Origin of the sequence: Sporosarcina sp. P3, assembly GCF_002743415.1 — a bacterium.
GTDB classification, from domain to species: domain Bacteria; phylum Bacillota; class Bacilli; order Bacillales_A; family Planococcaceae; genus Sporosarcina; species Sporosarcina ureae_A.
The window spans coordinates 64,246-77,334 of sequence record NZ_PDZE01000009.1 but is presented as its reverse complement, the minus strand read 5'-3'; the positions used below and the strand labels follow the sequence as shown (position 1 = coordinate 77,334).

Here is a 13,089-nt window from a genome sequence, read left to right as displayed (position 1 = left end):
AATATTTTCACTAACTACTTTACAGAAATTTTTGAGTGGGCTATACTATTAAAAGTTGCGCTAGGGAAACAATATAGTCCTAATCATGCATTAGAGTTGCATAAGGGAAACTATTGTTTTATATTATTACTTATAAAAAAAACTATACTGCTACTTGATTAAAATAAAAGTTGTATTCTTTTTATCTGAAAGTTGCACTAAGGAAAGAAAAGAGGAGGAAACTGGATGATAGATCCGATCACGGTCAATAATATAAGTGTTTCGTATGACGGTAATGAAGTTGTAAAAGATGTTTCGTTTTCATTTGGAGCCGGTAGTTTGATCGGTGTTCTCGGACCCAATGGTGCGGGTAAATCAACATTGATGAAAGCTATGCTTGGCTTAATTCATAAAGATCATGGGAATGTGAAATTCGGTAGTAAGACGGTGGATTCTATGCGTAAGCAGATCGCTTATGTTCCTCAGCGTTCAAATATCGATTGGAACTTCCCGATCATTGTAAAAGATACGGTCTTGCTTGGCACGTATCCTAAAGTCGGCTTGCTAAGACGTCCGCGTAAAGCAGATAAAGAATGGGCGATGGAGTGTTTAAAGCAAGTAGGTATGGAAAGCTTCGCCAATCGCCAAATTGGTGAATTATCAGGTGGCCAGCAGCAACGAGTGTTCCTTGCACGTGCGCTAGCCCAAAAAGCGGATTACTTCTTTCTGGATGAACCATTCGTTGGAATTGACGTATCCAGTGAAGAAATCATTATTGGGATTTTACGCGAAATGCGAGCGGCTGGCAAAGTGATTTTCGTCGTTCACCATGACTTATCAAAAGTAAAAAAATATTTCGATGGGTTGGTTCTCATTAATAAAGAGTTAATTGATGCAGGCCCGACTAGTAAAGTATTCCAGTCAGAAAATATGGCGAAAGCATACAATCGTGAATTTATGATCGACGGCTTGGAGGTTTCTATGTAATGGAGTTTATTCAAGACTTAATGACGTACAGTTTCTTACAAAAAGCCTTGATTACGTCGATCATGGTCGGCATCATTTGTGGAGTCATTGGTAGTTTCATCGTTCTCCGCGGTATGGCTTTGATGGGCGATGCGATTTCCCACGCGGTTCTACCGGGTGTTGCCATTTCTTATATGCTTGGCATTAATTATTTCTACGGCGCAGTATTTACGGGTGTTCTGACAGCATTCAGTATCGGCGCCATATCTCAAAATAGTCGAATCAAAAATGACTCTTCTATCGGGATTGTATTTTCAGCGTTTTTCGCTCTCGGGATTATTTTAATTACACAAGCAAAAAGCGCGACAGACTTAACGCAGATTTTATTCGGTAATGTGTTGTCTGTCCGCAGTTCTGATATGTGGCTGACGTTGATTATCGGTGCCATCGTTATTGTAGTCGTTGTGTTGTTCTTTAAAGAACTTCTCGTTTCTAGTTTTGACGAAACAATGGCTGCGGCTTACGGTTTGAAAACGCGTCTAATTCACTACGCGATTATGTTTTTATTGACATTGGTTACAGTCGCTTCATTACAAACTGTTGGCGTGATTCTCGTTGTCTCTTTATTGATCACACCTGCTTCCACAGCGTATCTGTTAACGAATCGCTTATCGATCATGGTCGTATTAGCAGCATTTTTCGGTGCTGTATCCTCCATTACCGGCCTGTATTTCAGTTTCTTGTACAACATGCCATCCGGACCCGTGATTGCTTTAGCCGCGACAGCCATTTTCGTCCTGGCATTTTTATTCTCACCTAAGCAAGGCGTTGTCGTTGGTATGTTCCGCAAGAAAATGAAACGTAAATCGATTTCAAGCGCAACTGAGTAAGGGACCAACCGCTACAGCGGTACTATAAATTCATTAACCATAAAGGAGTAGAATGTATTACATGAAAAACTTAGCAAAATGGCTAACGTTGTCATTGCTCGCCGTGTTTATGTTGGCGGCATGCGGTAATGACGATGAAGGCAACAAGACAGAAGGTACGGGCGACGGTGACAAAGTAGCCGAAACAGGCGACAAGCTAAAAGTGGTAACGTCATTTACTATCATTGCGGATATGGCACGTGAAATCGGTGGGGACTACGTTGATGTGTATAACTTAGTACCAACGGGAACAGATCCTCACGAATATGAGCCGTTACCAAATGATATTAAAGCCGCAACTGACGCAGACGTATTATTTTACAACGGGTTAAACCTGGAAGGCGGAGAAAACGGCTGGTTTTTCAGAATGATGGACTCCGTTGGACAGAAAGAGGAGAACATTTATAGCTTGACTGAAGAAATAGAGCCGAAATATATTGGCGGAGAAGACGGCACAGATGAGGAAATCAACCCACATGCGTTTATCGATCCAGCTGTTGGCGTGAAGATGGCTGAAGCTATGCGGGATGTATTGATTGATAAACACCCGACAGATGGCGACAAGATCAAAGAGCAAGGCGACAAGTACGTACAACGTCTACAAGAGCTCGATGATGACTTCGCAGAGCGTCTTTCTACAATACCTGAAGAAAACCGCGTGCTCATAACAAGTGAACGTGCATTCCAATACTTGAATGACCACTATGGCTTGAAAGAAGCGTTTATCTGGGAAATTGATACAGAAGAAAATGGTTCTCCTAAACAAATCAAGGAACTCATTGGCTTTATCAAAGAACATAAAGTACCTGTGTTATTCGTGGAATCTAACGTAGATCCTCGTCCAATGGAAACTGTCTCCAATGAGACTGGCGTTCCGATTGCCGAAAAGCCGATCTACTCCGACGAAATCGGTAATCCTGGTGACGAAGTTGATACGTATGTAAAATACTTGAACTATAATATGGATCTCATTCATGATGAGTTGAGTAAAGAGCGATAAGGGTCTTGGTCAACTAACTGCAAAGCTATGATAAAAAAGAAAGTCACTCTCCTTGTGAATTTCTTTTTTTTACGTAAAGGATATTCAACGAGTTACTATCTTTTTTACTACGCCTAGCACTAATTCGAATTTAAACTTTCCTATATTTGATCAATTCTTTTTATGATAGGAGACATCTGTTGAAATTCCGGATGCAATTGCTCTAACGTATACGCTACATTTAAAATCCTTCCTTCTTTAAATGGCGGGCCTATTATTTGCATTCCGACAGGTAGATTCCCAGTAAAACCACATGGTACACTGACCGCCGGAAGACCTGTTAGATTAAGTGGTTTCGTAAAACGACTACCCTGATCTGAGATATCTACCTCCTTGTTATTGATTGAAGGGTTTTGCCCGACTCTCGGCGGTAAGAGTGGAGTGGTTGGTGATATTAAAACATCCACTGTTTTAAACAAATTAGCAAAATCATTGTTAACTTGATGACGTATTTGTTGCGCTTGCAAATAATCTACTGCTGATGGTAATTCTCCCAACTTTAAGATAAGCCTAAAATCAGCGCTAAAATCCTTCTCTCTTGATAGCAAATTATCGTGATGAACCGTACTCGCTTCAGCTATCATTGTAATAGTGTGTGCATATTCCACGAGAGATAGTGAAGGCATCTTAATGACTTCCACTGTAGCACCTGCTTGTTCTAATGACTGTATGGACTTTTTAACAACCTCTTCGATTCTTGTATCGACATTTTTAAAAAAGTAGTCTTCAATAATCCCTATCTTTAATCCTTTCACAGACCCCGTTAATTGATTGCTATAATCTGTTACAGCACTCTTTACTGACGAAGGATCATTTGCATCATATCCAGTAATCGCTTCCAATAGATAAGCTGCATCCTTTGCATTTTTCGTCAAGGGTCCAATATGGTCTAATGACCAAGCTAGAGGAAATGCTCCGTATTTACTAACCAATCCGAAAGTCGGCTTCAATCCAGTTACACCACAGAAGGCAGCTGGCAAGCGGATCGAACTTCCTGTATCGGTGCCTAATGTCGCGATCGACATGCTGGTTGCAGTAGCAACCGCTGATCCACCACTTGAGCCACCTGGAATCCTCTCTAGATCCCATGGATTTCTACATGTACCGAAATGAGGGTTATCATTGGTTACGCCTCCTGCATATTCATGTAAATTTAGTTTACCAGTAAATATGACACCCTTTTCTTTTAACTTTTCAACTACAGTCGCATTTTCTCGAGGAATGAAATGTCTATGTATGTCAGATCCCATAGTCGTTACTTCATTCGCTATATAGATATTATCTTTAATCGCTATCGGTATGCCATGAAGCGGACCCCGATAGTTTTCCGAAAACACTTCAGCTTCTACTATTTCAGCTTGTTTTAATGCCTTATTTTCAGTGACTTCTATAAATGCATTCACATGTTGATTGACTTTTTTAATTTGTTGTAACACGGCTGAAGTAAGCTCTTTAGGAGAAATTTGTTTACTTTTTATAAGTGGAGCCAATTCTGATATCGTTTTTTCATGGATGTCTTCATTCATAGTTGACACTTCCTACATGATGAGTAAGTGCAATGTCGGACTCTTTTAAATTATATTTTTCAAATCCATTCTTTATTTTTTTAAAGTCTTGCCATTTTACCGTTATGATTCCTAATTCTGTTTGTGTAACATGAATACCCCTCTCAAGCAAAACTTCTTCGATCATTATTTTCATGTCGATTCTCTCCTTAAAGTCTTTTTTTTGTAAAAGTTAAGCTTACACATTATTGCTCTGTCCACATCAATTAAAATAGATACTTGTATGATTATCGAGCACTAATAAAAATACCTTATAAATGGGTATACGTAGTAAACTACTAACCCATTTATAAGGATTTTTTTACTTAATGATGAAACGTAATAGCTTTTGCAATGTGAGTGAGAGAACAACCTCTTCTTCATTACATGCCTACACTATTTCCATTTTTAAAAAATATCAATGATTATACTCAGCATTCAGGAATAATTTCATCTCATTTTATTTACTAACACGCTTGATATCAACAATTTCTATTACTTCGTCAAATCTCGGTTCAAATTCAATATCATTTCGTGCCCCCCAAATATCATCTGGAGTCCACAACGGAATCGTGACAGCTTCTTCATATAAACGGTTTTGAATGTCTTCAAAATTTTGTTGACGTTTCTCTGGATCAAATTCACTAAAGCTAGTCTTTATTTCCTCCAATAAAGCTGGGTCGTTGTGCCAGCGATAGGTTGCAGTTGGTGTGAATAAGAATGACAAATAACTTTCAGCTTCTGTAGATGCTGCAAATGTCATGAATGCCATCTCGTCCATTTTTTGACTACCTAGCCTTTCCATGAAAACACCTGATTCTACTTGTTCAACTGAAATATCCATTCCAAGCTTTTCAAGTTCTCCTGCTATCGCTTGTGTAACTTGGCTATCCATTGGGTACACGCCATTTGTTGTGTTGAAGGTTAGTTTAATATCTTCTGGCTTATATCCGGCTTCGGCAATTAAATCTAGTGCTTTTTCAGGATCATATCCATACCCCGGGACTTCCGTGTAATTAAGATTAATCGGAGTCATCGTTCCAAGTAGTTTCTGGCCTTTTCCGTTCATGACATTTTCAAGTAACATATCTGTGTCAATTGCGTAATTGAGTGCTTGGCGAACTCTTACATCTTCCAATGGACCCTTTTTAAATGTGTTTAACAAGATTTGTGAAGGTCTGCCTGTCAAACCAGAAATGATTTTTGCATTCGAATCAGACTCAACGCGATCGATCGAATCTACAGGAACACCTTTTATTAAATCAACATCATTACTTAGTAGAGCCGATAAGCGTGAACTAAATTCGGGAATAAAACGAACAGTGGCTTCTTTAATTTCTGGTGCACCGTCCCAATATTCTTCATTTGATTCAAACACTAGGTATTCACTCTTTTTCCATTCCTTTAATTTATAAGGTCCTGTACCTATTGGTTTATTAGCTGCTTCTTCTACACCCACTTCTTCTACATAACTAGGTTCAATGAATTGGAAATCAGTGACTGCTCTACTTAAAAATCCAGCCATTGGATCTTTAGTGACAAATTGTACAGTATAATCATCAATAACTTTCAATTCCTCAAGCTCTGATTTCCAGCGACTTCCGTAGATTGATTTGTTAGCCGGGTCTAACATGTAATCAATTGTATATTTAACAGACTCTGCATTAAAAGGGGCACCGTTGTGGAATTTGACATCTTCTCTAAGTTTAAATTCCCAAGTATTCTCATTAATGCTTTTCCATTCAGTTGCTAGTTTTGGAGTAAAGTTGCCTTTCCCATCGTAATCAACTAAACGGTCATATATATTCTTATTAATTGAGAAAACCGAGTAATCTGGTGACATACTCCCCATTAAGGTTGTGGGTTCTGCTGCTACCGCAATGGATATTTTCGTATTGTCAACAGTTTCTCCAGTGTCTATTGAAGATTCATCCGCAGTTCCAGCTGTACAAGCGACTAGTAATGTACTAATAGCGAAAAGTAGTAACAAAGTAAATTTCCGTGAATTACTCATGAAATCTCTCCCTTTAAATTAAAATGGTGTAAATTTATTTAATGTTCCAAAAACAAATTACAAACTGATACTAGTTATCGTAAAACGTAATCATTCATGAAATATAAATTCACGGATTATCTATTAACTAGGAGATTGTAGAGGTTTCCTCACTTTTCATCATTTCTTCCAGTGATGTTTTCACACTACCCATTGATGCCGAATCATTTGGTTACTCATTTTTATTGTAATAATCAAGGGGTCTGTTCAAAAACCTACAAATATTACTTCTTTTCTAGCCATGGTAACATTTCTACTGCTAAAGCTTTTGGTTGCTCTAGTGGAATTAAATGACCACTGTTTTCAATTATTACAAATTCAGCTTTTGGAGCATACTGCAACATTTCTTTTGTACTTTCTAATGGAACAATTATATCGTCTATGCTTGAAACAAATAAATATGGTATGTCTACTTCAGTTAATATTTTACTTCTATCAGGACGGTTCATTGTAGCTTCAGCATGTGCAGCGTAGCGCTCTACTCCATAATCTTCTATCATTTGCTTACGAAGAATCTGAAGATCTTCATTACCTAGATTATCTGGATGAAAAGTGCGATGAGACGCAGCGCTGATCATCTCTTCATATTCGCCTGACAACGCTCGGGCTATCGCTTTTTTGCGAAGTTCTCTTACTTCCTCCTTTTCTGCATTGGCGTTTGTGCCAATTAAAGAAAGGCCCGATATTCTTTCCGGAGCCATCTCTAACATAGCCAGTGCAATGAAACCACCAAATGAATGACCAGCCAAGTGAAACGTTTCAGGTAACGTATTTAGTAATTCTTCAGCTATTTGATTAATGTCAGTCATCGCTGGAACGTCAACTGCATATTTGTTTACCGATGCTGGTAGAGCTTCCATTACACCGCTCCACGCTTGCTTTGTGTTATTTAAGCCAGGTATTAATACAAGATTTTCAACATATTGACTCATCCAATACTCCCCTTTTCCTCTTTTGTACTGCTAATAAATAATAAAGTTAGAGCAATTCACCTTTGATACGGTCAGATTCAACCCAAGCGGCATGTGCGCCAGCAGGTATGCGGTGTGGCAAGATAATACGTGCTACCGGGCCCATTGTAAGATCTTTCGCATCTAGAATAAGACATTCAGAGCGATCTTCATTCATATCTGTGATTAATGTAATCAAGTAGCCATCATCTTCACCTACTGCATTTTCACGACGAGCAATATGTGGTTCACTTCCTAAGCGTCCTTCTCCGTAATCATATGTTTGACTTGTGCCTTCTTTCAAATCATACTTTTTAAGACCGCTTAACCACCAAGGTTTATCAAGACTCAAAACAGAATTATAACTGTAGCGGTACTCTTTCCCAACATAGTCATTACTCACAACAGGAAACTCTGTTACTTCATCGTCAAGAAATTCTTCTTTTGTCTGTCCTGTTTTCAAATTGAATGTCCAACGATACATTTTGTATTTTATGATAGATGCATCAAAATTCTTCTGTACATTAGCGATTGCATCCTCGCCTTGCTTACCTACAACTGGTTTTTTAGGATTAAATGTAACGCAACCTTCCATTATGACACTGTCTCCACTTTCATAACTATTTGAAAGATGATAAATGAAGCAAGGTTTCGCTTCAAACCATTTAATATCTTCACTCGTTCCTAAGCGAGGTATAATACCAAAACGGGCGGGCATATCATCATAAAACGTTACTTTTCTTTCCCCTTTTTCAAGCAATTCAGGGTCAAATATGAACGGCAAGTCATGAAGGATCGAATAATTTTTTGTAACTCCAAGGTCGTGTGGCCAACGAACACCAGGTAGATCAATCGGTACATAATGTTTAAGTTCACTATCAGGACCCACTACTCCGTAATGCATATATGGGTATGTTTCGCTAAAGTTAAAAAACATCATTTCGCCTGTATCATTATCGACTTTATAGTGTGAGCAAATACCATTAGGGGCAACTGTCTTGTTCCACGCATCTGGTTCAAGCATCTCTAACGTAATGGGATCAAGTCGATTTACTTCACTACATTGAGACATCGTCGCAAGTAACTTTCCCGCGTGCGCAATGACATCTGTTCCAGCATTATCTTTCATTGTACGCATGCTTCCCCATCCCTGACGCGTATTTAAATGAGGTTCAAGAATCCCAGCCCACAATGATTTACCGGCAGCCTCCTCAGCCAAAAAACCAGTCGTACGCACAAAACGGTTACGGTATGTCGCTTTACCGTCTTCAAAATGAACTGCATGAAGCATTCCGTCACCATCGAATGGATGATACACCCCCATTGGTGCATGTACTTGATTGTGTCCATTACGAACATAAATCCCTTTTAAATCTTTAGGTATTTCTCCGATAACTTGCAAACTTTCTGACGTCGCCGTGTATTCTTTTCCCACAGAAGTAAAGTGCCCTTGCAATAGTGGGTTCGTTTCGTCCTCAGCAATTGTTAATTTCACTTCATTTTCAACTTTAATCAAATTCATCTTCCTTTCTTTTCTTAAAGTATTTTAGATTAAAAGTGATACTATATTTTTACTATCTTAAATACGTATTTTTACTTTACAATAAGACTTAAAGCAATACGTATTAGATAATCAAAACCATGTGTATGTTGAATCATTTAACTCTTGCTATTTACCTTTAAATTACAGAGCTCTTATTCGTATAAATGACAAGCTACAGAATGTCCATCTTCCATAACTGTAAGACGAGGTGCCTGCGTTTTACATATATCCATACAACTGACACAACGTGTGTGGAATGTACAACCACTCGGTGGGTTAGCTGGACTCGGTACATCCCCTTTCAACATGATACGCTCTCTTTTTTCATCTGGATGTCCAATAGGTTCTGCTGAAAGTAACGCTTGTGTATATGGATGCATTGGCTTATCGTATAAACTTCCTGTATCCGCTAGTTCAACAATTCTGCCTAGGTACATGACTGCAACGCGATCAGTAATATGTTTCACAACACCTAAGTCATGCGATATAAAAATGTAGGTCAAGTTAAAATCCTTTTGAAGTTTTAACAGTAAATTAATGACTTGTGATTGAATAGATACATCTAAAGCAGACACTGGTTCGTCTGCGATAATTAAATCAGGTTGTAAAATCACTGCTTTTGCGATACCTATTCGTTGCCGCTGCCCACCAGAAAATTCATGAGGGTAACGATCTAAATGGGATACATGCAATCCGACAATTTCGATAATCTCAGTAGCCTTTTTCTCACGTTCTTGCTTTGTAAATAGGCCATGAACTCGTAGAGGCTCTGTTAATATTTGCCGAATGGTCTTTTTCGGATTTAATGAAGCGTATGGATCTTGAAATACCATTTGTAATTTACTTCGAGTTTTTCTCATCTCTTCATAGGAAAATTTACTAATATCTTCACCATCCAATATTACCTCGCCCGATGTTAACTCATTAAGGCGTAATATTGTCCGACCTGTAGTTGATTTCCCGCAACCTGATTCCCCAACGATGCCGAACGTTTCTCCTTTCTTAACGGAAAAAGATACATCATCGACAGCTTTAATAAAGACTTTAGGTTTAAATAATCCTTTATTAATTGCAAAGTGTTTTTTTAACTCGTTAACTTGTAATAGCGTGTCGGACATTATATTCTTCCTCCTTTTCCACCAGCTGTTCTTTTGCTTCTTCCCCTTCTTTTTTAACTGCGCTATCATGTAACCAGCACTTTACCGTGTGATTACCTCCACTTGAAATTATAGGTGGCGATTCTTGATGACAACGCTCCATGGCGAGCGGGCAGCGTGTGGAGAAATGGCAGCCTTGCGGCAATTCAGTAGGCCTTGGAACGTTTCCAGGAATAGAATACAGTTCTCCTTTCCGTTCATTTTTATCCGGCATGGAAGCAATAAGGCCTTGCGTATATGGATGAAGTGGCTTGTCAAATAATGTGCGTACATCTGTGTATTCTACGATTTCTCCTGCATACATGACGGCTACTTTATCACAAATTTCCGCAACCACCCCGAGATCGTGTGTGATCAGCATGACTGATGTGTTTTTCTTTTCATTAATTCTGCGTATCAAGTCTAGTATTTGCGCTTGAATTGTTACATCTAACGCAGTGGTCGGTTCATCCGCAATTAATAATTTGGGCTCTCCTAGCATGGCTAGGCTAATCATAATCCTTTGGCGCATTCCACCTGATAGTTGATGAGGGTATTCGTGGATAATTTGTTCTGGACGTGGAATGCCTACCGTCTTCAATATATCGATAATTTTAGTCTTTCTTTCTTTTCTATTTAACTTTGTGTGTTGCTTTAGCGGCTCACTTAACTGGTCACCTATTGTAAAGACTGGATTCAATGAAGTCATTGGCTCTTGAAATATCATAGAAATTTCATTCCCACGTAATTTCCTCATCTCTTTTTCTTTCAACCCAGAAATTTTACGACCGTCTAATAATATTTCACCATTACTAATGAAGCCGGTTGGTTGAGGTAATAGACCCATGACAGCGAGCGACGTAACACTTTTTCCACTTCCTGACTCGCCTACGATCCCAATCGTCTCACCTTGTTCTAGCGTAAGACTTAGCCCATGAACGATTCGTAAGGGATCTTTTTGAGTTTGAAAAGAAACATCTAAATCTCGTATTTCTAATAAAGGACGTTTAGTACTCAAAAGAATCACCTCTTCCTTTTTGGTATTTATTGTTATTCAAATCGTTGAATTAACGATTTTGATTCATCTCGGGATCTAGTTCATCTCTTAGCCAGTCACCAAACAAATTTATACCCAGCGTTGTAATAACTAATGCTAGTCCAGGGAATGTAATTAACCACCATGAACTTAATATAAAGTTTTTACCTTCATTTAACATATTTCCCCAAGCCGGTGTTGGAGGTTGTACACCAAAACCAAGGAAACTTATAGAGGCTTCAGCTATAATGAATGTTGAAACTTGAAGCGATGCTAAAACGATTAATGGGGTAAATAAATTGGGTACAATATGCTTTACTATAATCTCCCAGCGTGGAACGCCAGTCGCAAAACAAGAATGTATAAATTCTTTTTCTCTGATTGCTAGTACTTCACTCCGAATGACACGAGCATAAGATACCCACCCTACAACAATCAGCGAAATCATAATGTTTTTTAACCCTGACCCTAAAACCGCATTAATAATTAGTACAAGCAAAATGAACGGAAAACTGAGTTGTACATCCACAATTCGCATTAGTACAACATCGAGCCACCCTCTGAAATAACCTGCCAATACACCTACAGTTGTACCGACAATACCCGCAAAGAACACGGTAGTTATTCCGATTATAAGTGAAATACGCGTTCCGTAAATGATACGCGAGAGTATGTCTCTACCTAATTGGTCTGTCCCTAATAAGTGACCACCTGTCATAGGAGCTAGTAACTTTTTCGTTAAGTCCGTCTCTACAGGATTGAAAGGCGCTATGACAGGTGCAAATAGACCGACCACACACACGCCTAAAATAACGAGGAACCCTAGTAAACCAAAAGGACTTTTTACTAACCTTTTTGCTAATGAAACTATCTTAAGCTCTTTCTTTTGCGGTTTTGCTGTATACACTTTATCTCCTACTGACACTTGATTCATTAGAAATCCCTCCTTTCTATAACCGTATTTGTGGATTAACGGCAGCATAAAGCATGTCTGTTATGAAATTAATGAAAGTATAAATTAAGGCAATAAAGAATACGCCTGCTAATACAACAGGGAAGTCGCGATTCAGTAATGATTCCATAAGTAATCTACCTAAGCCTGGCCAAGCAAACACTACTTCAACAATGACTGCTCCGCCAAGTAAAGTCCCTAACTCCAGCGAGATTAACGTCAGGAGAGGAATTAAAGCATTTTTCAGAGCATACTTTATTAAAATTTTACTAGTAGGTGTACCGGATGCTTTTGCAGTCCTTATATAATCTTTTCGCAACACATCCAACATCGTTGATCTTGTAAAACGTGCAAATTTCGCGACGCTATGCATGGCCAATGTAATTGTAGGAAGAATTAAATGGGCAATTGAGCCACCGCCACTTGCTGGCAATATTTTAAATGAAACGCTAAATACGAAGATCAACATGAGTCCTAGCCAAAAGTTCGGAACGGCTTGACCCATAATGGTGAAGCCAACGCCAAGTCGGTCTACAATTGTATTGCGTCGATATGCACTAATGACACCTATCGGGATTGCGATAACCACGGATAATGTCAAGGCAGTTAAAGCTAACTGGAATGTTGCTGGTAATCTCTCTACCACTAATGCGACTGAGCTTGTACCCATCCGAATTGAGTTTCCAAAATCCCCTTTAACTGAGTTTTTAATGAAGTCGATATATTGAATGTGGAGAGGTTGATCAAAACCGTGTTGCTTTCGAAATTCTTCATATTGTTCTGGCGGGGCATCTGGAGGCAACATTAGTACTGTAGGATCTCCTGAGAGGCGAATAAGAAAGAATACGACTGTGAGTGCCAAAAATATAACAATTACAGTCTGTATGACCCGTTTTATAATAAAATCTAACATTCTACTCCTCCTTCTCAACAAATATCCATACTTTCCATATTTGTTTACT

General features: G+C 38.8%; 12 protein-coding genes. 3 read left to right on the top strand and 9 right to left on the bottom strand.

Annotated elements, in window-relative coordinates; translation table 11 throughout:
* Positions 1 to 225: 225 nt before the first annotated feature.
* The 3 genes from CSV61_RS12080 to CSV61_RS12070 all read left to right on the top strand — a co-directional run bounded on the left by CSV61_RS12080 (position 226) and on the right by CSV61_RS12070 (position 2,874).
* Positions 226 to 966 carry a metal ABC transporter ATP-binding protein gene (locus CSV61_RS12080; protein ID WP_099639411.1) on the top strand — a complete coding sequence of 247 codons (741 nt, stop codon included), beginning with the start codon at positions 226 to 228 and terminating at the stop codon, positions 964 to 966.
* Complete coding sequence (locus CSV61_RS12075) at positions 966 to 1,835, top strand: metal ABC transporter permease (RefSeq protein WP_099639410.1); 870 nt, start codon at positions 966 to 968, stop codon at positions 1,833 to 1,835. Before CSV61_RS12080 ends, CSV61_RS12075 begins: the two co-directional genes overlap by 1 nt.
* Positions 1,836 to 1,896: 61 nt before the next feature.
* A complete protein-coding gene (locus CSV61_RS12070; RefSeq protein ID WP_199173627.1) occupies positions 1,897 to 2,874 on the top strand; it encodes a metal ABC transporter solute-binding protein, Zn/Mn family in 978 nt (325 codons plus the stop codon).
* A gap of 140 nt (positions 2,875 to 3,014) precedes the next feature.
* Here CSV61_RS12070 and CSV61_RS12065 read toward each other — a convergent pair whose 3' ends face one another.
* From CSV61_RS12065 to CSV61_RS12025, 9 genes are all read right to left on the bottom strand, one after another.
* The gene (locus tag CSV61_RS12065; protein WP_099639408.1) at positions 3,015 to 4,439 is read right to left on the bottom strand and encodes an amidase; all 1,425 of its coding nucleotides are present in this window, start codon (positions 4,437 to 4,439) and stop codon (positions 3,015 to 3,017) included.
* Positions 4,432 to 4,614 carry a hypothetical protein gene (locus CSV61_RS12060; protein ID WP_099639407.1) on the bottom strand — a complete coding sequence of 61 codons (183 nt, stop codon included), beginning with the start codon at positions 4,612 to 4,614 and terminating at the stop codon, positions 4,432 to 4,434. Before CSV61_RS12060 ends, CSV61_RS12065 begins: the two co-directional genes overlap by 8 nt.
* Positions 4,615 to 4,917: 303 nt before the next feature.
* The gene (locus CSV61_RS12055; protein WP_099639406.1) at positions 4,918 to 6,471 is read right to left on the bottom strand and encodes an ABC transporter substrate-binding protein; all 1,554 of its coding nucleotides are present in this window, start codon (positions 6,469 to 6,471) and stop codon (positions 4,918 to 4,920) included.
* Between the two features lie 263 nt (positions 6,472 to 6,734).
* On the bottom strand, positions 6,735 to 7,442 hold the full coding sequence (locus CSV61_RS12050; RefSeq protein WP_099639405.1) for an alpha/beta fold hydrolase: 708 nt from the start codon (positions 7,440 to 7,442) through the stop codon (positions 6,735 to 6,737).
* A gap of 46 nt (positions 7,443 to 7,488) precedes the next feature.
* The gene (locus CSV61_RS12045; protein WP_199173626.1) at positions 7,489 to 8,976 is read right to left on the bottom strand and encodes a carotenoid oxygenase family protein; all 1,488 of its coding nucleotides are present in this window, start codon (positions 8,974 to 8,976) and stop codon (positions 7,489 to 7,491) included.
* 179 nt (positions 8,977 to 9,155) lie between these two features.
* The gene (locus CSV61_RS12040; protein ID WP_099639403.1) at positions 9,156 to 10,121 is read right to left on the bottom strand and encodes an ABC transporter ATP-binding protein; all 966 of its coding nucleotides are present in this window, start codon (positions 10,119 to 10,121) and stop codon (positions 9,156 to 9,158) included.
* On the bottom strand, positions 10,096 to 11,157 hold the full coding sequence (locus CSV61_RS12035) for an ABC transporter ATP-binding protein (protein ID WP_099639402.1): 1,062 nt from the start codon (positions 11,155 to 11,157) through the stop codon (positions 10,096 to 10,098). Before CSV61_RS12035 ends, CSV61_RS12040 begins: the two co-directional genes overlap by 26 nt.
* 49 nt (positions 11,158 to 11,206) lie before the next feature.
* Positions 11,207 to 12,109 (bottom strand): ABC transporter permease, encoded by a 903-nt coding sequence (locus tag CSV61_RS12030; protein WP_158233849.1) that lies wholly within the window; start codon positions 12,107 to 12,109, stop codon positions 11,207 to 11,209.
* A gap of 16 nt (positions 12,110 to 12,125) precedes the next feature.
* Complete coding sequence (locus CSV61_RS12025) at positions 12,126 to 13,040, bottom strand: ABC transporter permease (protein WP_099639400.1); 915 nt, start codon at positions 13,038 to 13,040, stop codon at positions 12,126 to 12,128.
* Positions 13,041 to 13,089: the final 49 nt, after the last annotated feature.

Bases quoted from the DNA above. Each gene is read 5' to 3' on its own strand.
- CSV61_RS12080 (WP_099639411.1), top strand. From the start codon at position 226: ATGATAGATCCGATCACGGTCAATAATATAAGTGTTTCGTATGACGGT.
- CSV61_RS12075 (WP_099639410.1), top strand. From the start codon at position 966: ATGGAGTTTATTCAAGACTTAATGACGTACAGTTTCTTACAAAAAGCC.
- CSV61_RS12070 (WP_199173627.1), top strand. From the start codon at position 1,897: ATGAAAAACTTAGCAAAATGGCTAACGTTGTCATTGCTCGCCGTGTTT.
- CSV61_RS12065 (WP_099639408.1), bottom strand. From the start codon at position 4,439: ATGAATGAAGACATCCATGAAAAAACGATATCAGAATTGGCTCCACTT.
- CSV61_RS12060 (WP_099639407.1), bottom strand. From the start codon at position 4,614: ATGAAAATAATGATCGAAGAAGTTTTGCTTGAGAGGGGTATTCATGTT.
- CSV61_RS12055 (WP_099639406.1), bottom strand. From the start codon at position 6,471: ATGAGTAATTCACGGAAATTTACTTTGTTACTACTTTTCGCTATTAGT.
- CSV61_RS12050 (WP_099639405.1), bottom strand. From the start codon at position 7,442: ATGAGTCAATATGTTGAAAATCTTGTATTAATACCTGGCTTAAATAAC.
- CSV61_RS12040 (WP_099639403.1), bottom strand. From the start codon at position 10,121: ATGTCCGACACGCTATTACAAGTTAACGAGTTAAAAAAACACTTTGCA.
- CSV61_RS12030 (WP_158233849.1), bottom strand. From the start codon at position 12,109: ATGAATCAAGTGTCAGTAGGAGATAAAGTGTATACAGCAAAACCGCAA.
- CSV61_RS12025 (WP_099639400.1), bottom strand. From the start codon at position 13,040: ATGTTAGATTTTATTATAAAACGGGTCATACAGACTGTAATTGTTATA.